General features: G+C 65.9%; 19 protein-coding genes. 13 read left to right on the top strand and 6 right to left on the bottom strand.

All coding sequences use genetic code 11. From position 1 onward, the window contains the following. Positions 1-41: 41 nt before the first annotated feature. Entirely contained in the window at positions 42-827 is a 786-nt protein-coding gene (locus FFS21_RS25860; protein ID WP_137927564.1) for a GntR family transcriptional regulator, read from the bottom strand. Between the two features lie 639 nt (positions 828-1,466). Here FFS21_RS25860 and FFS21_RS25855 point away from each other — a divergent pair. The 8 genes from FFS21_RS25855 to FFS21_RS25820 all read left to right on the top strand — a co-directional run bounded on the left by FFS21_RS25855 (position 1,467) and on the right by FFS21_RS25820 (position 9,910). Beyond that, the gene (locus FFS21_RS25855) at positions 1,467-3,005 is read left to right on the top strand and encodes a hypothetical protein (RefSeq protein WP_137927563.1); all 1,539 of its coding nucleotides are present in this window, start codon (positions 1,467-1,469) and stop codon (positions 3,003-3,005) included. Positions 3,006-3,183: 178 nt separating this feature from the next. Continuing rightward, positions 3,184-3,612 (top strand): hypothetical protein, encoded by a 429-nt coding sequence (locus FFS21_RS25850; protein ID WP_137927562.1) that lies wholly within the window; start codon positions 3,184-3,186, stop codon positions 3,610-3,612. Then, complete coding sequence (locus FFS21_RS25845; protein WP_137927561.1) at positions 3,609-4,307, top strand: C39 family peptidase; 699 nt, start codon at positions 3,609-3,611, stop codon at positions 4,305-4,307. The genes FFS21_RS25850 and FFS21_RS25845 overlap by 4 nt, the downstream gene beginning before the upstream one ends. A gap of 13 nt (positions 4,308-4,320) precedes the next feature. After that, on the top strand, positions 4,321-5,511 hold the full coding sequence (locus FFS21_RS25840) for a hypothetical protein (protein WP_137927560.1): 1,191 nt from the start codon (positions 4,321-4,323) through the stop codon (positions 5,509-5,511). 71 nt (positions 5,512-5,582) lie between these two features. After that, positions 5,583-7,016, top strand: coding sequence for an acetate kinase (locus tag FFS21_RS25835; RefSeq protein ID WP_137927559.1), 1,434 nt, complete (start codon positions 5,583-5,585; stop codon positions 7,014-7,016). Positions 7,017-7,181: 165 nt separating this feature from the next. Next, positions 7,182-7,694: a DUF1269 domain-containing protein gene (locus FFS21_RS25830; RefSeq protein WP_137927558.1), complete on the top strand. Its 513-nt coding sequence runs from the start codon at positions 7,182-7,184 to the stop codon at positions 7,692-7,694. A 240-nt stretch (positions 7,695-7,934) separates the two neighbouring features. After that, positions 7,935-9,077, top strand: coding sequence for an ABC transporter substrate-binding protein (locus FFS21_RS25825; protein ID WP_137927557.1), 1,143 nt, complete (start codon positions 7,935-7,937; stop codon positions 9,075-9,077). Positions 9,078-9,124: 47 nt separating this feature from the next. After that, positions 9,125-9,910, top strand: coding sequence for an SDR family oxidoreductase (locus tag FFS21_RS25820; RefSeq protein WP_137927556.1), 786 nt, complete (start codon positions 9,125-9,127; stop codon positions 9,908-9,910). On the opposite strand, the gene FFS21_RS25815 is transcribed toward FFS21_RS25820, so the two are convergent. Further along, positions 9,861-10,823, bottom strand: a complete 963-nt coding sequence (locus FFS21_RS25815; protein ID WP_137927555.1) for a LysR family transcriptional regulator — start codon at positions 10,821-10,823, stop codon at positions 9,861-9,863. The genes FFS21_RS25820 and FFS21_RS25815 overlap by 50 nt on opposite strands. Positions 10,824-10,940: 117 nt before the next feature. Here FFS21_RS25815 and FFS21_RS25810 point away from each other — a divergent pair, with 117 nt between their 5' ends. Genes FFS21_RS25810 through FFS21_RS25800 form a run of 3 tightly spaced genes read left to right on the top strand, consistent with a single transcriptional unit; the run spans position 10,941 to position 13,694 of the window. Beyond that, a complete protein-coding gene (locus tag FFS21_RS25810; RefSeq protein ID WP_137927554.1) occupies positions 10,941-12,302 on the top strand; it encodes an acyclic terpene utilization AtuA family protein in 1,362 nt (453 codons plus the stop codon). A gap of 13 nt (positions 12,303-12,315) precedes the next feature. After that, a complete protein-coding gene (locus tag FFS21_RS25805; RefSeq protein ID WP_137927553.1) occupies positions 12,316-12,672 on the top strand; it encodes an AtuA-related protein in 357 nt (118 codons plus the stop codon). Positions 12,673-12,722: 50 nt separating this feature from the next. Further along, the gene (locus FFS21_RS25800; RefSeq protein ID WP_137927552.1) at positions 12,723-13,694 is read left to right on the top strand and encodes a Bug family tripartite tricarboxylate transporter substrate binding protein; all 972 of its coding nucleotides are present in this window, start codon (positions 12,723-12,725) and stop codon (positions 13,692-13,694) included. Positions 13,695-13,900: 206 nt separating this feature from the next. Here the strand turns inward: FFS21_RS25800 and FFS21_RS25795 are convergent, their stop codons facing one another. Next, positions 13,901-16,039, bottom strand: coding sequence for a ParB/Srx family N-terminal domain-containing protein (locus tag FFS21_RS25795; RefSeq protein ID WP_249359649.1), 2,139 nt, complete (start codon positions 16,037-16,039; stop codon positions 13,901-13,903). A gap of 161 nt (positions 16,040-16,200) precedes the next feature. On the opposite strand from FFS21_RS25795, the gene FFS21_RS25790 reads away from it, so the two are divergent. After that, entirely contained in the window at positions 16,201-16,959 is a 759-nt protein-coding gene (locus tag FFS21_RS25790; protein WP_137927551.1) for an NADPH-dependent F420 reductase, read from the top strand. Positions 16,960-17,001: 42 nt separating this feature from the next. Here FFS21_RS25790 and FFS21_RS25785 read toward each other — a convergent pair whose 3' ends face one another. Next, a complete protein-coding gene (locus FFS21_RS25785) occupies positions 17,002-17,388 on the bottom strand; it encodes a GNAT family N-acetyltransferase (RefSeq protein ID WP_137927574.1) in 387 nt (128 codons plus the stop codon). Positions 17,389-17,653: 265 nt separating this feature from the next. On the opposite strand from FFS21_RS25785, the gene FFS21_RS25780 reads away from it, so the two are divergent. Continuing rightward, complete coding sequence (locus FFS21_RS25780; protein WP_137927550.1) at positions 17,654-19,144, top strand: AMP nucleosidase; 1,491 nt, start codon at positions 17,654-17,656, stop codon at positions 19,142-19,144. 136 nt (positions 19,145-19,280) lie between these two features. Here the strand turns inward: FFS21_RS25780 and FFS21_RS25775 are convergent, their stop codons facing one another. Together FFS21_RS25775 and leuA are read right to left on the bottom strand one after the other, a co-directional pair. Further along, positions 19,281-19,937: an OmpW/AlkL family protein gene (locus FFS21_RS25775; RefSeq protein ID WP_370459352.1), complete on the bottom strand. Its 657-nt coding sequence runs from the start codon at positions 19,935-19,937 to the stop codon at positions 19,281-19,283. Between the two features lie 383 nt (positions 19,938-20,320). After that, a complete protein-coding gene (leuA, locus tag FFS21_RS25770; protein ID WP_171020493.1) occupies positions 20,321-22,006 on the bottom strand; it encodes a 2-isopropylmalate synthase in 1,686 nt (561 codons plus the stop codon). Positions 22,007-22,648: the final 642 nt, after the last annotated feature.

The raw sequence follows: 22,648 nt of genomic DNA, 5'->3' as shown, positions 1-22,648 counted from the left end.
GCGCTGGCGGCGGAACGTGTCCGCGGCCAGCGCCCGGTGCGTCAGTCGCGCAACCCGGTGCGGGTTTCGTTTTCCACCCAGACGTTGGCACTGTCGCCGCCGCCCATCGGAGACAACTCCATGCGGTACTCATAGCGGTCGGGGCGATACTGACCCATCAGCAACTGTACGGGGCGGCCTGCCTTGTCCAGCACCACGCGGCGTACTGCCAGCAGGGCGCCGCCCACGGGTACGTCGAGCAGCGGCGCCACGACCACGTCGGCCAGCCGTGCGGTCAGCACCTGCGAGGCGCGTCCCAGTTCCACGCCGGCGGCTTCCAGCAGGCGCAGCATCGGCGTGGTTTCCATGTCCTTGCGCGAGAGCGAGCGGCCCAGGTCCGCAGGCAGGTACACGGTGATGTGCGAGAGCGGACGGCTCTTGTAGTGGCGCACGCGCACCACCTTCATGACCGGATCGCCTACCTGGATCTGCAGGGCCTCGGCCACTTCGGGCGTGGCATGTACCTCGTCGATGGAAATCACCTTGACGGAGGTTTTCTCGCCCATCTCGATGATGGTGCCCAGCAGGCTCGTGGACTTCTCGGACTCGGTGGACTGCGGCTTGACCGGGTGCGGATTGACAAACGTGCCCAGACCGCGATGGCGGCGCACGAGACCTTCCTGTACCAGACGGTCGAACACGCGGCGCATGGTCACGCGCGACGCGTGAAACTGCTTGGCGAGATCGATCTCGCCCGGCAGCGGACCCTGGCCGAAACGGCCTTCCACGATCTGCTGACGCAGCACCACGTAAATCTGGTGATACAGGGGAACGACGGCTTCACTCATGGTTGCCCTTGCGAATGCGTTGATCCGACTAATGTACTTTAAATCAGACATAGAGCGTAGCATGAAACCTGCCCGTGGCGCATGAGACGCGAGGGCACCTGTGAGCGGCAACGCCCAACGCTTTGCGCAAGAAAAGACGCCGCACGGGCAGCATTGCGCCGCACGGCGACGATGGGGGCGCTTTCGCCACCGCTTGCCCGGCGCGCGGGTTCCCCGTCACCCCCCGAGCGGCATAGGGACCACCGCTGTACCGTTGTTTCATGACCGTTACGTCGCGTGGTCATGCGGGTTTGTGCGGAGGTACGCGCTAACTCCTTGATTGCAGGACTGATTTCCTGCGATCGCGGCGCAGCGTCCGGCAACCGGCCAAAACCCGTGTCACAACGCTGTGACATGTCTCCTCCCAAGCACAGGTTTCCCCCTGCCGACATGCCCGTTTCGGTGCGCGAAGTTCCCCGCTCCTAACCCGCCAGCCTTTGTATTTCAATGGATTACGCACCAAGGCGGTGTGGCTGGCACTGAATATGCGCAGGGGAGTCCCGGTCTGGTCATCAAGCCGGACCTGAACCTCCAGCCGATGTTCTCGAGAGCGCCGGCCGGAGGGTTGAGCCGCAGTACCAAACTTCCTGGGAGCTTCGAATGAAAAAGACTTTACTCGCGTCGGCAGTAGGCATTGCGATGGGCTTCGCTGGTCAGGCAATGGCAAACCCGACGAACAACATCGACGGCAATAGCACGACGGCTACCGCAACGGCAACCTCCACGCAGAGTGGGGCAGGCGCTTCGGCCAACGAATATTCAAAGACTTACCAGGACAACAGCACCGATACGAAGACCAACACCCTGTCGTCGACGAAGAGCTCGACGTACACGCGGACCTCGACGGAAACCAACACCAACTCCAAGAATCGCACCAAGCAGGATGTGGGCGGCCTCGGTAACGCAGCGGCAGCCAACGGCAGCACCGCCACCGCGAACTTCAGCAACGCGTTCAACAGCAGCAAGGCACTCGCCATCAGCAAGCTGAGCGGCGCCGTGTCGGGCAACTCGATCAGCAACATCGGCAACTACGCCACGAACAGTGGCAGTGCGGCTGGTGCGGCGGGCGGCGCTGGCGGCAAGGGCTATGGTGGCACCGGAAACGGCGGCACCGGCGGTGACGGCGGCAATGGCGGCAACAGCGGCAATGGCGGCTCGGGTGGCAGCGGCGGTTCCGCGACCAACGGCAGCGCCACCGCTGGTGCGGCCTGGAACGGCGGCGCCAAAGCCGGCGACGGCGGCCGTGGCGGCAGCGCAAGCGGCCGTGCCGGTTCGGGCGGCGATGCCAAGGGCTATGGCGGCGATGCACTGTCGGCCAGCCTGGGTGCAGGCGGCAAGGGTGGCTCGGCAGCCGGTCTGGGCGGCAGCTCGCTGTCCGGTGCCAAGGGCGGCTCGGGCGGTGACGGTGGCTGGGCCAAGGGCTCCGGTGGCAGCGCACTGGGCGCAGGCCTGGGCGGTGGCCTGGGTGCTGGCGGCAGCAGCGGCGCGTCGAACTCGTCCAACGAGCGTGGCTCGGGCGCAGGCGGCACGGGCACGGCCACGGCTGGGGCTGGCGGCGCAGGCAGCGGCACCGGCACCGGTACGGGTTCGGGCACTGGCGGCAGCGGTACCGCCACGGGCGGTGCGGGCGCAGCCGGCGGTTCGGGCACGGCAACGGCCACGGCAGGTGCGGGCACCGGCATGGGCGGCGCTGGCGGCGCGGCAACGTCCACCTCGGGCGCAGCCACCGGCGGTGCAGGCTCGGGCACGGGCGGCGCAGGCGGTGCACAAACCAGCACGGCTGGTGCGGGCGGCGCTGGCGGCACTGCCAACAACGGTGCCACCTCGACGCAGGCCACCAATGGCAGCGCCACGGCCGGCAACGGTGCAGTGGGTGCGGCTTCGGGAACCGGCGGCGCAGGCGGTGCGGGTGGTGCAGGTGCTGGCGGCACGGGCGGTGCAGGCAATGGTGCAGTGGGTGGCGCTGGCGGTGCTGGCGGTACCAACTACGTCGATGCAGGCACGTTCAACATGTCCAACGCCATGACCAGCGTTGGCCAGTCGGCAGCCGGCATCATGATCGCCAACCAGAACAGCGGTATGGCATCGCTGGTGCAGCAAAGCGTCAACGTGCAAGCCAACATGAACGTCGGCAGGTAAGACGACTGGTGCGCTCCGTGCCGCTCCGAACAGAGCGGACCGGGGCGTCCGGTATCTCATGTGGCTTTCCGCGGGCATCCCGGGCAACGCGTCCGGGATGCACTGCAACGTCAGATGCTTGCAGGTCCGGTGTCGCAGCCCTCACGGGGGCATGGCCCGGAACATGAGGAGACGCACCATGCGATCGCATCGCACTGTTGTCACGATCCTGGCGACAGCCACGCTGGCGTGGCCATTCGCACAGGCCATCGCGGGTCCGCCCGAGGCCGAGGCATCCGCCACGGCGGCAGCGGCAGCAAGCGCGGGTCCTGAAGGCACAACTGCCGTGGCAGTGGCGGAAGCCCGGACCGGCATCTTCGGCACGGCCTCGCGTGCGGTGGGGGCAGACAAGCTCGCCGATGTCCGTGGCGGCGCGGAAACCGTGGTCAACGATATGACGCTGCGCGGGATGGTGGGCAGCAACGCGGCGGTCAATACCTACTCGGGGCAGAACATGATCTCGGAGGGTTCGTTCGCCAACTCGGCCGGCTTGCCCACGGTGATCCAGAACACGGGCAATAACGTTCTGATCCAGAACGCCACCATTCTCAACGTCCAGTTCAAATGAACATGCGAAGCCTGCTGATGGCAGCCGCCTGCCTGGCGGCCGTGCTGGGGGGCATGCACGACGCCCGCGCCGATACGATCCGCGTACCCGGCAACCAGGGCAACTCGTACTATGTGCCGGTCACCAGCCTGCGCGAGGCACGCTTTCGCACCACCATCCGGCAGCAATACGACTTCAGCTGCGGCTCCGCCGCGGTGGCCACGCTGCTGACGTACCAGTACAACATTCCGACCACCGAGCAGACCGTCTTCGCCAACATGTACGTCAATGGCGACCAGGCCAAGATCCGGGCCGAGGGATTCTCGCTGCTGGACATGAAACGCTTTCTGGCGTCGCGCGGCTTCGAGGCCGATGGCTACGAGCTGCCGCTCTCCAAGCTGGAGGAAGCCAAGGTGCCGGCGATCGTACTGATCGTGGAGAACGGCTACCACCACTTTGTGGTCGTGAAGGGGATCAACGGCAACCGGGTGCTGATTGGCGACCCGGCACGCGGCACACGCGCGCTGGAGCGCGAGCACTTCGAGCGGATCTGGGACAGCGGACTGCTGTTCGTGATCCACAACCGCACGGAAAGTGCGCGTTTTAATCTTGCGTCCGACTGGCGTGTCGCGCCGACCGGACCTTACTCTACCGGGATCAACCGCGACAGCCTCTATTTCACCGTCATGCCCAAGCATGGCGCCTCGGATTTCTGAGCAGGGGAGCAGCATGGTTCAGACAACCGATTCAACCGCACCACGCGCGCCGGGAACGCCCCGGCGCGTGGCGGGTCCGGCCACGGCAGCCGTGCTGCTGGGGGCGGGCCTGGTGTGTACCGGCCATGCGTATGCGGAAACCGACATGCTTGCTGCCGACGCCGTCGGCAGTGCCAGTCTGGCGGTCCCATCCGTGGTGGAACTCGTAGCGATGCCGGTATCGCTCGAACTGCCGCCGCTGGGCGAGGCACCTGTCGCGGCCACGGCCGTGGCGACTGCCGTGGCCGCGCTGGCAAGGCACGAGGAAGACGCGATCGCCGCTGTGGCCAACACCGGGATTTCGGCAGCCGATGCCGCAGCAGGACAAACCGTTGCCGAAGCGCCTGCGCTGGTCGTTCCGGTGAACAAGGCCACCGTGGCCCGACATCAACCCTCCGACGATGCGATGCGCCGCGCCATGACGCTGGCCACGCGTGACGCGGAGGCGCCGGTGTCCGAGGCACGCAAGGGCATGGCCAAGTGGAAGCCGGTGGCGCAGGCGCGGCTTGAGGAGTCTCGTGGCGGGTTTGATGCAGGCGGCCTGCAGATCGGCTTCGGCATCGACCGCGCGGTCTTCGTCAACGGCGCGCTGGCGGTGTCCACCAGCATCACGATTCCCGACGTGCGCGCCATGACGGCGGCGCAGGCTTCGCAGTTGCAACAGGCACTGGGGCAGGTGACGGTGGCCGTGAGCGCGGCGAACAACGCGGCCAATGCCGCGGTGGCGGCCGCACAGGCCGCAGCGGCGGCGGCGCAAGGGGCAGCGGCACAGGCAGCCCAGGCCGCGACAGCCGCGGCCAACGGCGCAGCGGCTACGGCGCAGGGCGCGGCGGGTGCCGCAGCCACGGCAGCCAGCACGGCATCGACCGGCGCGGCGGCAGCGGCAGCGGGCGCGGCAGGCATGGCGCAGACGGCCATCGCCAATGCGGGCACGGTAGCCACCAACGGGTTGATGACCGTCATACAGAACGGTGCCGGAAACATCGCAAACCTGGGTGCGGCAGCGAACATGCCGGGCACCGTGATCCAGAATAATCTCAACAACCAGAACATCCAGAGCCTGATGACGCTCAACGCCAGTGTGAACACGCTCGCGGCATTCCGCACGCAGCTTGCCAACACCGCGCTGAACAGCGTGATCCAAAGGTCCGCAGCAATGAGGTAGTCGCGTGTAGCCAAGAACGAACAGGTGCGGGCCCTGAAGTAAAGCCCGCCGTCCCGGGGGAGGAAGACGTCATGAAGAAGCGTTCACTACAGGGCATCCGCTATGCCGGATGCTCGATGCTGTTGCTGGGCGGCATGGCCCAGGCGCAGAACATTCCGGATGCGGGGCCCCCTGCGTCCGGCCAACTGGAGATGCTGCAGAAGGAGCTTGCCGAACAGGCCAGGCAACTGGAAGCCATGAAGCGTGCGCTGGCCGACCAGGAGGCCACGATCCGCGCATTGAGCCATACCGTCGATAACGAGACCCTGGCGCGCAAGCGCGGCATGCAGGGCACTGGCGTGACGGGCGGCAATGCCGCCACCAACGCGGCGGCAGCCGGTGCGGCGGCAAGCGCCACGCAGATCAACAACACCGCGCAGCAGGGCGTGCAGGCGCAGCAGGCGCCCAGTGCAGCGCCGCCCGAGGGCATGGTGGAAGGCCAGGCCGCACAGCCGGGCGAGGCAGCGGGCGCGGAAGAGCCCGTGGGCCGTCCGCCCGAGCGCGAGACGCGTCCGCCGGAAATCGCACCGATCTTCGATCAGCCTGGCGTGCTGACGCCAGCCGGCAAGATCATCGTCGAACCCAGCTTCCAGTACGGTTATTCGTCGAGCGACCGCGTGGCGCTGGTGGGCTACACGGTGATCCCGGCCGTCCTCATCGGCCTGGTCGATGTGCGGCAGGTGAAGACCTCCACGTACATCGGCGCGATGGCCTTCCGCTACGGGATTACCAAGCGGCTCGAAATCGAAGCCAAGGTGCCGTACGTGCACAGCAGCAGCGATACCGTCAGCCGCGAAGTGTTCACGGGCACGGCGGTGGACAACGTGTTCAATTCGAGCGGCAGCGGGCTGGGCGATGTGGAAGCCACGCTGCGCTACCAGCTCAACTACGGCAACGAGAAGCTGCCGTTCTTCATCGGCTGGCTGCGCTACAAATCCAACACGGGCCGCGATCCGTTCGAAGTGGTGACGGACTGCGTGACGCGCTGCGTCAGCAACACCACGGGCACCGGGCTGCCGCTGGGCATGCCAACGGGTACTGGCTTCCAGGCGATCCAGCCGGGCGTGACGTGGCTGCTGCCGACCGACCCGGCGGTGTTCTTCGGCACGTTCAGCTACCTGCACAACTTTGCGCGTGACAACATCAGTCGCACAGTGCTCAACGGCGAGAAGGAATTCCTCGGCAAGATCTCGCCGGGAGATATCTTCCAGTTCAACTTCGGCATGGGCCTGTCCCTGAACGAGCATGCCTCGTTCAGTATCGGCTACGACCAGAGCATCATCTGGCCGACGAAGCAGAACGGGCAGACCGTGCCGGGTTCGGTGCGGATCACGCAGGGCACGCTGCTGGTGGGCTATTCGTACCGCTTCAACAACAAGTACACGCTGAACCTGTCGGTGGGAGCCGGTCTGACGCGCGACACCCCCGACCTGACTGTGACCGTGCGCCTGCCGATCACATTCTGACCCGCGTGATGCAGTGCGAGGTGACGTGCGGAATCCTTCATGCGCGCGTCACCTCGGAGGGATCCGTTCGGTGCCTTGCACTGTGTGCGTGGAGAGAGTAGAACGAACGAAACCGTCCCTGACGGATACCCATGTTCCGGGGCGGCCTGACAGAGGAGGCAAGTCATGCGCAAACGGATCTTCTGGTTGTTGCCCGACCTGGCAAGCGCCCGCCGCACCATGGACGACCTGCTGCTGGCCCGCATCGAGAACCGCCACATCCACTTCGTGGGCCGTGACGGTGCCGACATGACCGGGCTGCACGAGGCGAACCTGTTCCAGACTTCCGATATCGTTCACGCCGCCGAGATGGGCCTCATGGTGGGCGGGGGCGTCGGCATCGTGGCAGGCGTGGTGGTGGCCATGTTCCCGATCGTCAGCGACACGCCGCAGTGGGGCCTCGTTGGCGTGCTCGCGGTGCTGGGCGCGGTGTTTGGCGCCTGGGCATCGAGCATGATCGGCAGCTCCGCTCCCAACAGCCGGTTGCGCGTCTTCGAGAAAGACATCGAGGCGGGCAAGCTGCTGCTGATGGTGGACGTGCCGCGTGGCCGCGTGGAGGAAATCGAAACGCTGCTCGAAGCCACGCACCCGGAAGCCCGCTTCGCAGGGCTGGACCCCGCAGTACCGGCATTCCCCTGAGCCTGCGCCACACTGGATGAAGACGGACCGCAACCCCGGGTTATCCCCGGGGGCGCTGTCCTGTGGCTACAACACCCGGCCGGGCCAGTCGTGCCCGGACTGTCCATTCGTTTGAACAAATAACGCGCTTGAGTTACCTTCCCTGAGCCGCCGTGCGGCGCACCGTCAGAGTGCGCGCTGAAAGCGCGGCGTAGCAGCTGCAGTCGATCATAAAAAGCCAGCGCTTCAGGAGGGGTCACAATGCGTTATGCAGGAAAATTCGCGTGCGGCATGCTTGCCGCCACGCTGGGATTCGCCGCGCCCATGGCGGCGCAGGCCGAACCCGGCATCACCAGGTCCACGATCCGCATCGGCCAGTCGGCTGGCGTGAGCGGCCCCGTCGCGGGGTCCGTGAAGGAGCAGATCGCCGGTGCCCAGATCTATCTCAACGCGATCAATGCCAATGGCGGCGTAGGCGGGCGGCGCATCGAGCTGCTGACCTATGACGATGGCTTCGACGCCAAGCGCACGCCGGACAACGTGCGCAAGCTGATCGGTGAAGACAAGGTGTTCGCACTGTTCATGGTGCGAGGCACGCCGCAGAACGAAAGCATCCTGCCGATCATCGCCGCCGAAAAGGTGCCGCTGATCGCGCCGCTGACCGGCGCCATCACGCTGCATCGCCCGGTCAATCGCTACGTGTTCAACGTGCGCGCGAAATACCAGGACGAGGTGGCCCGCGCGATCAACCACCTGGCCACGTCCGGCATGAGCCGGATCGGCATCTTCTACGCCAACGACGGTTTCGGCCAGGACGTGTTCGAAGGCTATAACACCGCGCTGCAGGCACGCGGCGTGCAGCCGGTGGGCACGGCATCGTTCAATCGGCCGATGGGCGATATTGCCCAGGGCGTGGCGAGTATCAACAAGGCCAATCCGCAGGCGGTGATGGTGATCGGCTCGGGGTCGGAAGCCGCGAAGATCATTCGCGAGATGAAGAAGGCGGGCAGCCAGGCGCAGTTCGTGACGCTGTCGAACAACGCGGCGGATTCGTTCATCAAGGATCTTGGTGAGGACGGCAAGGGCCTGATCATCACGCAGGTGGTGCCGGGCATGAACTCCAGCCAGATGAGCGTGGCCAGCGAATATCGCAGCATGGCCAAGGCGCAGAACGCGGACCTCAGCAATGCGGGCATGGAAGGGTTCATGTCGGCCAAGGTGCTGGTGGAGGGCCTGCGCCGCGCCGGGCCGGAACCCACACGCGAGAAGCTCGTCAACGCGCTGGAAGGGCTGCGCGACTATGATCTGGGCGGCATCCTCATCAGCTACAGCGCCACGCGGCATACGGGTTCGTCGTTCGTCGAGATGTCGATCGTCTCGTCGACGGGCAAGCTGATCCGCTAGTCCCTGCATTGCCAAGGGCGGGAGGAGGCTGCGGTATAGTGGCCGCCATGCCGATCTCCGCCCCCATCTCCACACATCCTTTCTCGCTCGCCGGCCGCGTGGCACTGGTCACGGGCGGCGCGCAGGGCCTTGGCCTGGCGATTGCCACGGGCCTGGCCGATGCCGGTGCACACGTGCTGGTGTGCGCGCGCAATACACAGCGCGTGGCCGATGCCGTCGCACAGCTACAGGCGCGTGGCGCCAGCGCCGAAGCGCTCGTACTCGACATCACGGACGAAGCAGCGGCGTCGGCGGCGTTCGACCAGATCGCCGCCACGCACGGCCGGCTCGATATCCTCGTGAACAATGCGGGCGCACGCAACCGCAACGGCATGGCCCATCTCGACGCCGACGACCTGCGCGCGATGCTCGACACCAATCTCGTTGCGCCCTACACACTGTGCCGCCATGCGGCACGGATGATGGCATCGCAGGGTTATGGCCGCATCGTCAACGTCAGCTCGATTGCGGGGCAGGTGGCGCGCGCCAACGATGTGCTCTATCCCGCCACCAAGGGCGGTCTCGATGCGCTGACGCGCGCCATGTCGGCGGACCTGGGGCGGCAGGGCATCACGGTCAACGGCGTCGCGCCGGGATACTTCGCCACCGAGCCGAACCAGAAGATGGTGGAGGACGACACGGTCTCCGAATGGCTGCGCAACCGCACCTCGCTGGGCCGCTGGGGCCAGCCGGAGGAAGTGGCCGGCGCCGTGGTGTTCCTCGCCTCGCCGGCAGCCTCGTATGTCACGGGCCAGGTACTGGCCGTGGACGGCGGCTACCTCGGACATTTCTGAGCGATTTCTTCGCCGCCGGCGTGCTGGTGCCGTAGTGCGCACGCAGGCATTCGATCATCGCGGCGGCGGCGGCCGAATCGCTGCGCTCCCGGAGCCGAACCAGGCAGATGTCGCGCTCCAGCGTGGGCATCTGCATCGGCCGGACGGCCAGCCCCTCGCGCCGGAACTGGAACAGCGCCAGCGCAGGCACCACCGACACGCCCAGCCCTGCTTCCACTAGCGCCGCCACCGTGGCCAGGTGCTCCACTTCCATCACACCATTGAGCCGGAGCGGATGCAGCGCCGCATCCAGATGCTGGCGCACGCTGCTTGTGCGCGAGAGCTGGATGAATGGCAGGCCAGCGAGCGCCTGGGGTGCAATACGCCGCTTGGCGGCCAGCGGGTGATCGGCCGGGCAGACCAGATGAAAGCTGTCATGGACGAGCGATTCGATGCGCAGGTCGGTGTCCTGGGCTGGCGCGGGCGCCAGCGCAAAATCGGCTTGCCCGCGCCGGACCATGTCGATGCAGCCATCGGCCAGTTGATCGTGCAGCGCCAGCGAGATGCCGGGATAGCGGCGATGGAAGTCGGCCAGCAGCGGCGGCAGGTCGCCACCGGCCAGCGAGGGCAGCGCGGCAATCGACACGCGGCCCTTGCGGCGCTCGGCATGGTCGCGCAGGTCCTCGAACGCACTCTCGAAATCGGCCAGCAGGCGCCGCGCCACTTCCTCGAAACGATAACCGTCGGCACTGAGATCCACATGACGCGTGGTGCGCTCGAACAAGCGACTGCCAGCCTGCTCCTCCAGCGTCTGGATCAGCGTGCTGAACGCGGACTGGGACAGATGGCACGCCTGCGCGGCGCGCGTGAAGTTGCGATGGGTGACCAACGCCATGAAGGCGCGCAAATGCTTGACCGAGAGGTTTGCCAGCATGACGGATGCGAATATTCATCGACAGGATCGATAGATTAATCCAAATCATCCGTTTGTCGAGGGCAACGGGCACACCTAGAATGAGATCGCTGCCCATAGGAAACCCTGCGAACGCCCATGACTGCCCCCTTGCTGATCGGATCCGGAGCCGGCTTCTCCGGTGACCGTACCGACGCCGCCCTGCCCGTGGTGCGCACGCTGATCGCCGCAGGCGGCCCCGGCGCACTGATTTTCGAAACCCTCGCCGAACGTACGCTGGCGCTGGCGCAACTGGCCCGCCGCGACAACCCCGAACACGGCTACGAGCCGCTGCTGGACCTGCTGCTGACGCCGGTGCTGGGCCTGTGCCTCACGCACGGCATTCCGATCATCGGCAACTTCGGCGCAGCCAACCCGCGCGCGGCGGCGCGGCGCGTGCTGGCGCTGGCGGCCGAACTCGGCCTGCCCGCACCGCGCGTGGCCGTGGTGGAGGGCGACGATCTCTCGCACGATGCGGGCCGCGCCATGTTGCGCCGCATCGTGGGCGAGTCGTTTCCGGAAACGCGTTTCGTCTGCGCCAACGCCTATATCGGCGCCAGGGCGATTGCCGATGCGTTGCGCGAGGGCGCCCAGGTGGTGGTCTGCGGCCGCGTGGCCGACCCCGCGCTGGCCGTGGGCCCGGCGATGGCGCATTTCGATTGGGCCTGGGACGACTGGAACCGGCTTGCCGCCGCCACGATGGCGGGCCATCTGCTCGAATGCGGCGCGCAGGTCAGCGGCGGCTACTTCGCGGACCCCGGCATGAAGGACGTGCCCGATGTGCATGCCGTGGGCTTCCCGATCGCGCAGATCGATGCCGACGGCGGCATCGAGATATTCAAGGCGGCGAACACCGGTGGATGCGTGGACCTGCGCACCGTGAAGGAACAACTGCTCTACGAAGTGCATGACCCCGGCGCCTACCTCACGCCCGACGTTGTGGCCGATATCGGCGCGGTGACGGTGGAGCAGATCGGCACCGATCGCGTGGCCGTGCGCAATATCCGGGGCCATGCGCGCCCGGCCGAACTCAAGGCCAACCTGTTCCATCAGGGCGGATGGTTTGCCGAAGGCGAGATCTCGTATGCGGGGCCGAATGCCGCAGCGCGTGCGCGACTCGCGGCGGACATCGTTCGCAAACGCATGCAGGGACTCGGGCACGACGTGCCGATCCGTTGCGACCTGATCGGCGTGCTGAGCGTCTTCGCCGACGATAGCGGCGCGATGATCTCCGCGCCGCAACCGCATGAAGCCGATGCGCGCGACGTGCGCATGCGCGTGGCACTCGCCCACGAAGACAAGGCCGTGGCGCAGGCACTGCTGCGCGAGGTCAATGCGCTCTACACCTGCGGCCCGGCTGGCGGCGGCGGGGTGCGCACGGGGCTGCGTGCCCGCCTGAATGCCACGTCGTGCCTGGTGCCGCGCGATGCGGTGACCGCCACCCACGCGTTCGTCGCCTGACCGGAACCCTGCCATGATCGCCAACACCGACATTTCCGCGCCGCTCTACCAGTTCGCCCATGGCCGCACGGGCGACAAGGGCGACCGCTCGAACATCAGCGTCATTGCCTACGATGCGCGCGACTTCGACCACCTCGTCGCCCATGTCACCGAAGATGCCGTACGTGCCCTGTTCGCCGCGCGACAACCGCGCACCGTGAAGCGCTACGTGGTGCCGTCGATCCAGGCTATGAACTTCGTGATCGATGGCGTGCTCGACGGCGGCGTCAACGATGCATTGAATCTCGACACCCACGGCAAGGCACTCGCGTTCCTGCTGCTGGGTTTGCCGATCCCCTTGCCGCCGCGGCTCGCCGGCGGCGCCTCATGATTGCCGAGCCGTTCCCCATGTCAAAACGAATAGAGATAGAGGAGACAACGATGTACGGATTCCGCAGGCCGCTGGCCATTGCCGCCTGGGCCATGTGCCTGGCATTGCCCGTAGGGAGCGCATGGGCAGAATTTCCCGACAAGCCGGTGCGCTTTGTGGTGCCGTTCGCCGCAGGCAGTGCCACCGACCAGTTGGCTCGCGCCATCGGCCAGGCCATGACGGTGGACAGCAAGGTCACGGTCGTGGTGGACAACAAGCCCGGCGCAAACGGTTTCATTGCCGCCAGCGACGTGGCCAAGGCTGCGCCCGATGGCTACACCGTGCTGATCACCACCAACACCACGCATGCGGCCAACGAACACCTGTTCAAGAAGCTGCCGTACGACCCGGTGAAGGACTACGCGCCGCTGACCGCGCTGGGACGCGGCGGCCAGATCATGGTGGTCAATCCACAGGTGCCGGCCAAGACCGTTGGCGAGTTCATCGCGCTGGCCAAGAAGGAGCCGGGCAAGCTGAGCTTCGGCAGCGGCAGCTCTTCATCACGCATCGCCGGCGAGTTGTTCCAGCAGATGGCGCATGTGCAATTGCTGCACGTGCCATACAAGAGCAACCCGCTGGCCATCACCGACCTGCTCGGCAACCAGATCCAGATGATGATCACGGACACGGCCACCGGCCTGCCGCAGGTGAAGACGGGCAAGCTGCGCGCGCTGGGTGTCTCAGGCAAGGCACGCTCGCCGCTGGCACCGGACGTTCCGACCATCGACGAGGCTGGCGTGAAGGGCTACGAGATGAGCTACTGGTTCGCGGCCTACGCCCCGGCCGGCACGCCGCCCGCCGTGGTGACCAAGTTGAACCAGGTACTGGTGAAGGCCGCGAAGAGCGAAACGGCGTCGCAGTTCTACAAGACCACGGGCACTGAAGTCTTCACGAACACCCCTGCTGAACTGGCCAAGTTCCAGTCGCAGGAATCGGAGAAATGGGGAAAGATCATCAAGTCGGCAGGGATTCAGCCGGAGTGATGGGGTACGCAGAAACGGGTACGCGGATCATCTGCTTGCCCGTGGTTTTCTCCCCTCTCCCGCTTGCGGGAGAGGGGTTGGGGGTGAGGGCAAGCCGTCGCTAATCCAATGCATGGTTAGCACGTGAAACGCTGGCCCTCACCCCCCGACCCTCTCCCACTGCGTGGGAGAGGGGAGCAAACAAGCGGTCGGGGTAGCCTCTCCGCTTACTGCTTCAACTTCAACCGGTAATCCACCGCATACGGCAGCTTCCCCGGCGATGCCGAACCCACCGGCTGCGACAGCTTGGTGAACTCCGCCTCACCGAACGCCGACAACCGGCCCAGCGTGGCAGCAGTCTTGTCGCCGCTGACGATGGCTTCCGGTGCCAGTGCCACCATCGCTTCCGACGCCGTACGCACAGCCGCGAGATAGGTCGCGGTGTCGTCCAGGTTGACCTGCTTCAGATCCACCTTGGTCCGCAGCCAGTCTCCCCAGTAGAACTCGGTGTACTCCGTGGCGCCCGTGGGCGGCGCGTAGCCGATGTCGCGCGTGAAGTAGACCAGCGAGCGGTACGGGTCGTTGCCAAGTCCGTTGTTGAGGCCCACGCCGCGCGGCAGATCGGCCGGGTAGACCGGGCGGTTCTCGCCATCCTTGAGCCAGACCAGCTTGCGCTCGCGCAGCGTGCGGAAGAACTGGGCGCGATTCAGACCGGACAGGTTGTCCTGCACGCGGACCCACATCTTGGCCTGCGGGCCACCCGTGGGCGCCTCGGTGACCGTGCTGAAGGCGTGGTGGCCATCGGTCAGGTACGGCTCGCCAAACGGACCCACCACCAGCGTCTTCATGTCCTCGGGCTTTTCGCCCACGGCCTTGGTGCAGGTGAACGTGCTGAGATCGTCGATGCGCGACGCGGCCGTGGTGCCGTTCTTGGCCGTCTTGTTCTGGCCGTTGTTCTCGCAGGCATCGTCGAAGTTCTTCAACGGCTCTGCCGCATAGCGACCCAGCTTGTAATAAATCTGGTCGCGCCCGATGGCCGGCTGCGTCGGGCGCAGGTCGGCCATGGTGACGAGGATGTTCTGCCCGGCGGTGGCCTGCAGGTACGTGGCAATCGGCGCCGGCGCCGCCAGCGGCGCGCAGACGGCCGGAAGCTGGCGGCTGCTACCCGGCACCTGGCGCAACTGGTAGGCCAGGTTGCGGCTGACCGGCAGCCACGTTAGCGAGCCGCCTTGCGACTGGCTGGCCACCGTTTCCTGCCAGTTGCCCGACAGCAGGCCATTGGCCGTTGCGCCGCCCACGCTGTTGTACGACAGGGAGACATCGACGGGGATGTTGTCGGCAGCCAGCGTGTTGCCGGCCACGGAAACGATGTTGCGACGCGTGCGGCCGGTAGCCACATTAGCGTCGCCGAGTTCGGGTTCCGAGCAGAGCCAGTCGCCATCCACACCGTTGGCCGCAAGCGCGGTGGCGGGACGCACCACCCAGTTACCCGTGGCAGCGCTGGTGCTGGCGCCGGTTTCATCGACGAACAGAGCCACGTTGCCTTGCTGGCGGCCCACGAATACGCGGCCCACCTTGCTGCCGGCCAGCGTCAGCGTGTAGGCGCCCGGATAGCGGGTCTGGTCGGCGTCGGCACTCAATTGCCCGACCTGACCACCGGCGCAGGTTTCGGCGTAGCCTTGCCCCGCGCAGACACGTACGGCGCCGCTCGCATCGATGGCAAGCTGGCCAGCCGTGGCAGTGTCGCCAGCCTGGCGAAGATAGCTGTAGGTACCGACCACATCGGCCAGTTGCGCGCCACGGTTCGCGGCGGAGACATAACCCTGCAACAGTGCACCGTTGCCGGCCAGGACGTTGGGCACCTGGCCCAGCGCGCCGGACAGCAGGCCATCGTCAAGCGTGAAGCTGAATGTGATGGATGCAGCGGCGGCGGCCAGCGCGGCGGGAACGTCGCTGCCGACCGCAGCCAGCTTCGAGACGCGATACATGTTGCCCTCGATCGTGTACTGACCCACCAGTGTACCGGCCAGTCCGAAGCGCGAATCGAGGAAGCGCAGCGTCAACTGGCCGGCGGCGGGCTGGTCCAGGGCCACGGAGACCGTGTCGCCGAAGCTCACCGCGCCCACGTAGAGCGAGCCGCCCGACAGCGGCTGCACGGCTGCCGGCGTGGTGCCGGTGCCGCCGTTGTTGCCCGTGCCATTGTTGCTACCGGTGCTGCCGTTGTCATCGCTACCGCCGCAAGCGGCCAGTGTGGCGGCCAGCGCCAGCATCGTGACCGCGGCGATAGCCGATGGTGCGTGGCGTCCCGCGTGGTGTCCCGCTTGGTGTCCCGCTTGGTGTCCCGTGTTCCTCGACCTGCTTCCCATGATCTTTCCTGTGTTGTTGTCGTCTGGGCAAGCGTGCGTCGTACGCGGCACGTTGCCGCGCGCCAGTCTAGGCAGGGGGGATGACGGTTCCGTGACAACCTGATCGCTCCGCATGCCGTGATGGCCTAGAGTGACAGGATCGGACCTCTCGGAGAGACCTCATGGCGCAGATACCTCACGGGCGGAAGGCGAGCCGTCGCAGGGTGTTGATCGCGGGCGGCTGGAGCCTGCTGCTGGCGTTACCCGCCACGCATGCGGTGGCCCAGTCGGGATCGGGCAAGACCCGAGACAAGGACAAGGGCAAATCGAGGATCGGCGTGATCGGCTCCGGCAAGATTGGTGGCACCATCGGCGGGCTCTGGGTCAAGGCCGGGCACCCGGTGATGTTCTCGTCGCGCCACCCGGAAACCCTGAAGCCGCTGACTGACAGCCTCGGACCCCTCGCGCAGGCCGGCACTGTGGCGCAGGCCGTGGCGTTCGCCGACGTGCTGTTGCTGGCTGTGCCCTATGGCGCTGTGCCCGAGGTTGGGCAGCAGAACGAATGGCGCGGCAAGATCGTGCTCGATGCCACCAATGCCATCAGCGGACGGGATGGCGCGGTGGTGGAGGAGGTCAAGGCCAACGGGATCGGGGCTACCACGTCCAGATACCTGCGCGGCGCGCGCGTGGTGCGGGTGTTCAATTTCACCGGCGCGGGCGAATTCGCGCGGGAAAGCCATCGCAAGCCACCGCTGATGGCCGTGCCGCTGGCCGGCAACGATGCCGAGGCGCTCATGGTGGCGTCGGCGCTGGTGCGCGAGGCTGGATTCGATCCCGTCGTCGTGGGTGGGCTGTCTTCGGCGGACCGCTTCGCGCCCGGTGGCAAGCTGTTCCGCCAGATGGGTACGGCCGAGGACTTCCGGCGCGCGATGGCCGAGTAGGGGCGGTGTGCTCAGGGAACGTTGTGAAGGAGGGAAAGCGGCTTAACGGCGGCGCCACTCCATGGCCACCATGGAAGGCGTGAAACCGAGCTGGCCGAAGAACGCGGCTTCGGAGGAGCGTGCGGCGCGCAGCACCCAGGTGATGTCGGGATCGTTGCCCATGACATGACGCAGCAGCGCGCGGCCGATGCCACGGCGACGGTGCTGGGGCGCCACGGCGACCATCGAAATATAGCCGTTCGAGATATCGTCGCAGAGCGCGCGGGCAAAGCCGATGACCTCGCTGTTCTCCACGGCCACCGCCACCCGCTGGGAGTTGGCGATCAGTTGCGCGAACCGTTCGGGGTTGTTGACCTGTTCCCAACCGTTGGCAACCAGCAGCTGTCTGGCGGCCTCGATTTCCTCGGGCAACGGGTTACGAACTTCCATCGACGATTCCTCCTGCGTGATACCGGCTACCGGCATTTCGCCATCCGACCCCGACGAAAGTAGGGCATGGATGCGCGCCAGCCATTGACGCACGGGGCACGTCGTGCCAGTGCCGCGCAATTTGGCGACAGAGTGTAGCGAAGCGGATGCGGCGGCGTCAAACAACTTTGTCCGCCTTTTGGCCGCTCTTTATCCACCGAATGCGGCGGCGCGCACGGTTCGGACGCGCACGCGAGACACCTGACAGGCGTCGGAAGCTGGCGGTATGATGGCTGCCATGAATGCCCCGATCTTCTCTTCCGCCCATCCGGCCGATCAGCTGGCCGAGTTCAACGATGCCGACAGCGCGTTGGCACGCATTCGCGAGATCTACGACAGTTCCGTGGCGGCGGTGCGGGCACGCTTCGATGCCTTCGCCCACGGCAAGCCGCTGCCGTCCGCCGCGCACGCCTGCTATCCCTACCTCGGCATCTCGGTCAATCTGGAAACGATGGTCACCGACAGCCGGCCTTCCTGGGGTACGGTGGCGTACCCCGGCGTCTATGGCACCACGGTGACGCGTCCCGACCTGCTGTGCGACTACTACCGAGACCAGATCGAGCGCCTGATGCGCTATCACCGCGTGCCGGTGGTGGTGGGGCTATCCCGGCAGCCCATCCCGCTGCCGTTCGTGATCGAGGCCTCGACCACGGACATCAGCTACACCCAGGCGCGCGAGCTGGAGGCATCCTTCGTGCTGCCCGAGCTGAGCCGCATCGACGATTCGATTGCCAACGGCACGTACGAGCCTACGCCGGGCGAGGCCTGGCCGCTGTCACTGTTCTCCGCCGAGCGCGTGGATCTGGCGCTGCAGCGGCTGTACCACTACACGGGCACGGCGCCGCAACACTTCCAGCGTTTCGTGCTCTTCACGAACTACCAGCGCTACGTCGACGAGTTCGTCGCACTGGGCCGGGGCCTGATGGCCGACGGCGGTGGCGATGGCTACGTGCGGTTCGTCGAGCCCGGCGATATCGTGCAGGAACTGGGTGCCGCGGAGCCCGAGGAAGCCACGCGCCCACGCGCCCTGCCGCAGATGCCCGCTTACCATCTGGTGCGCGAAGATGGGCTGGGCGTGACGCTCGTGAATATCGGAGTGGGTCCGTCTAACGCCAAGACCATGACGGATCATCTCGCGGTCCTGCGTCCCCACTGCTGGCTCATGGTGGGCCACTGCGGCGGGTTGCGACGCTCGCAGCAGCTTGGCGACTACGTGCTGGCCCACGCCTACGTGCGCGACGATCATGTGCTCGACCACGACCTGCCGCCATGGGTCCCAGTGCCGCCGATTGCCGAAATCCAGGTAGCGCTACAGGAAGCGGTGGCACGCGTGACGGGTTTGTCGGGCACGGAAATGAAGACGCGTATGCGGACCGGCACCGTGGTATCGACCGACGACCGCAACTGGGAACTGAAATCGAAGGCGCTCTATGCCCGGTTCAACCAGTCACGGGCCATCGCCATCGATATGGAAAGCGCGGCGGTGGCGGCCAACGGCTTCCGCCTGCGGGTGCCGTACGGCACGTTGCTGTGTGTTTCGGACAAGCCGCTGCACGGCGAGCTGAAACTGCGCGGCATGGCCAACGCCTTCTATCGGCAGCGGGTCAGTCAGCATATGACCATCGGCCTGGAAGCGATTCGCATCCTGCGCGAGAACGGCGTCGAACAACTGCATTCGCGCAAACTGCGCAGCTTCGACGAACCGGCGTTCCGCTAAAGGATCGCGCAACTCCGCCTTTCTTTACCGCCTCCCCAGAAATAAAAAAGCGCGCGGGATTGCCGCGCGCAGGGAGGCGGAGAGGGCGCCGGATAGACAACCCTTCCAGGTGCTGCAAAGGTACAAGCGAGGAGAATCAGAAGCGGTAGCCGACGCCCGCGCTGAACAGCCACGGATCGAGGTTGACGGTCGAGACCTTGGTCGAGCCAGAGTAGACGTTGCTGGAGATCCAGACCTTCTTGGCGTCCACGTTCAGGAACCAGTTCTTGTTGATCTTGTAGTCCATGCCGATCTGCAGCGCAGGACCCACGCTCCAGCGGTCGAGGCCCAGCGTGCCACCTGCCAGGTCCGCGCCGTAGATGCGGGTCACGTTGACGCCGGCACCGACGTACGGACGGAACGTGCCGTTCGGCAGGAAGTGATATTGCAGCAGCAGGCTCGGCGGCAGATGCTTGAACGTGCCGATCTTCGCGCCATCGAGGCTCACGTTCTGCTTCTGCGGGTACGTCAGCACAAGTTCGGCGGCGATGTGCGGCACGATGAAGTACGTGATGTCGACTTCCGGAATCCACTTGTTGTTGACGTGGATGCGGTCCGAGGCGCCCACGCCGCCGACCGGGTCCGACTTGTTCGACATGTCCAGGTAGGTGCCGCGCAGGCGGACCATCCAGTTGCTCTGGCCTTCATCGGCGGCAAAGGCGGGTGCGGACAGCGTGCCGATGGTGGCGGCAGCGAGCGCCATGCAGATCGAGGAAGCGACAGTCTTGCGGCGGGGAGTGGTGATAGTAGTCATGGGGTCTGGGCACTTAACATCGAAAAAGTGCGACCAGTGTGTCCGCTGCCAATCCGTCGGACTTTGACCCAAAACAATTGGTGTGCAGCCGATAGGTCCGGGGCGCGTATGCGTCGCCAACACGCGACACCGCCCGCTCATTCAATCGTCAGGGGCTTGCGCTTGTGCCCCGATGCTTCTATTTACATGCGGTTTTATTCGTGGCGTCCGCCGACGCCCACCCGTACGCTGTGCGCACGTGGTTTGTGCACCGCGCATGTCGTGGGCGTCCGCAAGGACGTCTTTGCTGGTGTGCCCTGTGGGGGCAGGGCACACCGTTTTTCTCATGACGTTATCGGATTCTTCCGAGTCCGATTCCTGGTCTGCAGAGAGACTGCGCCCCGTCAGGCGGCCTTCGCCTGCCCGCCGTCACGCGCAGCGAGGTGTCGGTTGACGCCGGAGATCACCGCCTTCAGCGATGCCGTGACGATGCTGGTATCCACGCCTGCGCCGAACCCCGTCGGCGAATCGCCCACGCGTACTTCCACATAGCAGGCCGCATTGGCGTTGGCGCCGGTGGTCATGGCGTGCTCGTGATAGTCCATCACGCGCACCGCGATGCCCAGGCCGCGCGAGAAGGCATCCACGGCCGCATCGATCGGGCCGTTGCCCGCGCCGCGCACGCGTACGGGCTGGCCGTCGCGTACCAGCTCCATCTCGATCTCCACGCTGTCGCCGTTCGATACCATGCGATGCGAGACGTGGCGAATCGGCGCATCCACATCGAGGTATTCGCGGCGGAACAGCGCGTAGAGATCCTCGGCGCTGGCCTCCAGGCCGGTCTCGTCGGTCATGACCTGCACCGCGCGGCTGAACTCGATCTGCAGCCGGCGCGGCATGAAGATGCCATGCACCTGTTCCAGCAGATACGCCATGCCGCCCTTGCCCGACTGGCTGTTCACGCGGATCACCGCGTCGTAGCTGCGGCCCAGATCGGCCGGGTCGATAGGGAGGTAGGGCACTTCCCAGATCGCGTCGGGCTTCTGCTGCGCAAAGCCCTTGCGGATGGCGTCCTGGTGCGAGCCGGAGAATGCCGTAAAGACGAGGTCGCCAACATACGGATGACGCGGATGCACGGGCAGCTGGTTGCAATGCTCCACGCACTGCCTGACTTCGTCGATATCGGAAAAGTCCAGTTCGGGATCCACGCCCTGTGTGTAGAGGTTCAGCCCCAGCGTGACGAGATCCACATTGCCGGTGCGCTCGCCGTTTCCGAAGAGGCAGCCTTCCACGCGGTCCGCGCCAGCCATCACGGCCAGTTCTGCCGCAGCGACGGCGGTGCCACGGTCATTGTGTGGATGAACCGACAGCACGATGTGTTCGCGGCGCGCAAGCTTGCGGTGCATCCATTCGATCTGGTCCGCAAAGATATTGGGCGTGCTGCATTCCACCGTGGTCGGCAGGTTCAGGATCATCGGACGCGTGGCGTCGGGTTGCCACACTGCCGAGACCGCATCGGAAACTTCCAGCGAGAAATCGAGTTCTGCGAGGCTGAAGGTCTCCGGGGAGTATTCGTACGACCATGCTGTGCCGGGCATCGCATCGGTCAGTTCGCGGATCAGGCGGGTGCCGGCCACGGCCACCTCCTTGATCTCCTCGCGCGAGGCATTGAAGACGATGCGACGCCAGGCCGGTGCGATGGGGTTGTACAGATGGGCGGTAGCGCGTTTGGCGCCGCGCACCGATTCCACGGTGCGGCGGATCAGGTCTTCGCGGGCCTGCGTGAGTACGACGATGGTGACGTCGTCCGGAATGCGATTCTCCTCGATCAGCATGCGCACAAAGTCAAAATCTGTCTGCGATGCGGACGGGAACGCGACTTCGATTTCCTTGATGCCAACCTTGACCAGTTGCTCGAAGAAGCGGAGCTTGCGCTCGCCGTTCATCGGCTCGATCAGTGCCTGGTTGCCATCGCGCAGGTCGGTGCTCATCCAGCGCGGTGCACGCGTGATCTGGCGCGACGGCCAGGTGCGGTCAGGCAAATCGACAACGGTGGCGGGACGGTATTTGGTGCTGGGGTTGCGCAACATGGGCATGAGTGTTCTCCCTCGCTAAGGAAGTTGGGACGAGACGGACCGTCGTGCGGACGTCTCAAGTCAAACGGAAAGACGGAAAAAGAGGCTGAGGGCTGCCGAGCTTGCCACGGGCTCTAGGCCCGGCAACCGATCGGTAGGTCTAGCAGTAGCGAGGAAGCGCCCAGCAGGCCGGCAACGCGCGCGCGCACGGCGACATCGATGCGCAGGGCATCGGCGGCGTGGCGGAGGTTGAGGGCGGTTGCGTGCATTCGGGCTGAAAGCGGGGGCTGAGGAAATCGACGTCCGCGTGCGGCAGACGACTGACGCAGAGTAGTGCAAAACCCGTAGTGCCGTCAACGGGGGTGCATTCCTCGGCCAGCTCGCCAGCAGTGTCGAATACGCTCGCAGTCGCCCACATCGGGTTCTCACGCACGAACGTTCGGCTTACCCCGAACGGATGATTTCCCCCCGTTTTGTACGCTGCCGCTCAGTCCTCTGGCCGGTACATCGCGCGGACCATCGCGCCTAGATTGATTATCAGGTGGAACGGGACCGATAACGACGAAGGGGACAAATCATGCGTACACGCACGTGGACGAGCTGGCTCGCCTGCATGGCAACGGCAATGATGTTGGCAGCTTGCGGCGGAGGTGGGGG

Origin of the sequence: Cupriavidus sp. 2SB, assembly GCF_005503625.1 — a bacterium.
Taxonomy (GTDB): domain Bacteria; phylum Pseudomonadota; class Gammaproteobacteria; order Burkholderiales; family Burkholderiaceae; genus Cupriavidus.
This window is presented reverse-complemented; position numbering and strand designations above follow the sequence as displayed.

Coding starts and splice junctions, on each gene's coding strand:
- FFS21_RS25860 (WP_137927564.1), bottom strand. CDS start 827: ATGAGTGAAGCCGTCGTTCCCCTGTATCACCAGATTTACGTGGTGCTG.
- FFS21_RS25855 (WP_137927563.1), top strand. CDS start 1,467: ATGAAAAAGACTTTACTCGCGTCGGCAGTAGGCATTGCGATGGGCTTC.
- FFS21_RS25850 (WP_137927562.1), top strand. CDS start 3,184: ATGCGATCGCATCGCACTGTTGTCACGATCCTGGCGACAGCCACGCTG.
- FFS21_RS25845 (WP_137927561.1), top strand. CDS start 3,609: ATGAACATGCGAAGCCTGCTGATGGCAGCCGCCTGCCTGGCGGCCGTG.
- FFS21_RS25840 (WP_137927560.1), top strand. CDS start 4,321: ATGGTTCAGACAACCGATTCAACCGCACCACGCGCGCCGGGAACGCCC.
- FFS21_RS25835 (WP_137927559.1), top strand. CDS start 5,583: ATGAAGAAGCGTTCACTACAGGGCATCCGCTATGCCGGATGCTCGATG.
- FFS21_RS25830 (WP_137927558.1), top strand. CDS start 7,182: ATGCGCAAACGGATCTTCTGGTTGTTGCCCGACCTGGCAAGCGCCCGC.
- FFS21_RS25825 (WP_137927557.1), top strand. CDS start 7,935: ATGCGTTATGCAGGAAAATTCGCGTGCGGCATGCTTGCCGCCACGCTG.
- FFS21_RS25820 (WP_137927556.1), top strand. CDS start 9,125: ATGCCGATCTCCGCCCCCATCTCCACACATCCTTTCTCGCTCGCCGGC.
- FFS21_RS25815 (WP_137927555.1), bottom strand. CDS start 10,823: ATGCTGGCAAACCTCTCGGTCAAGCATTTGCGCGCCTTCATGGCGTTG.
- FFS21_RS25810 (WP_137927554.1), top strand. CDS start 10,941: ATGACTGCCCCCTTGCTGATCGGATCCGGAGCCGGCTTCTCCGGTGAC.
- FFS21_RS25805 (WP_137927553.1), top strand. CDS start 12,316: ATGATCGCCAACACCGACATTTCCGCGCCGCTCTACCAGTTCGCCCAT.
- FFS21_RS25800 (WP_137927552.1), top strand. CDS start 12,723: ATGTACGGATTCCGCAGGCCGCTGGCCATTGCCGCCTGGGCCATGTGC.
- FFS21_RS25795 (WP_249359649.1), bottom strand. CDS start 16,039: ATGGGAAGCAGGTCGAGGAACACGGGACACCAAGCGGGACACCAAGCG.
- FFS21_RS25790 (WP_137927551.1), top strand. CDS start 16,201: ATGGCGCAGATACCTCACGGGCGGAAGGCGAGCCGTCGCAGGGTGTTG.
- FFS21_RS25785 (WP_137927574.1), bottom strand. CDS start 17,388: ATGGAAGTTCGTAACCCGTTGCCCGAGGAAATCGAGGCCGCCAGACAG.
- FFS21_RS25780 (WP_137927550.1), top strand. CDS start 17,654: ATGATGGCTGCCATGAATGCCCCGATCTTCTCTTCCGCCCATCCGGCC.
- FFS21_RS25775 (WP_370459352.1), bottom strand. CDS start 19,937: ATGACTACTATCACCACTCCCCGCCGCAAGACTGTCGCTTCCTCGATC.
- leuA (WP_171020493.1), bottom strand. CDS start 22,006: ATGTTGCGCAACCCCAGCACCAAATACCGTCCCGCCACCGTTGTCGAT.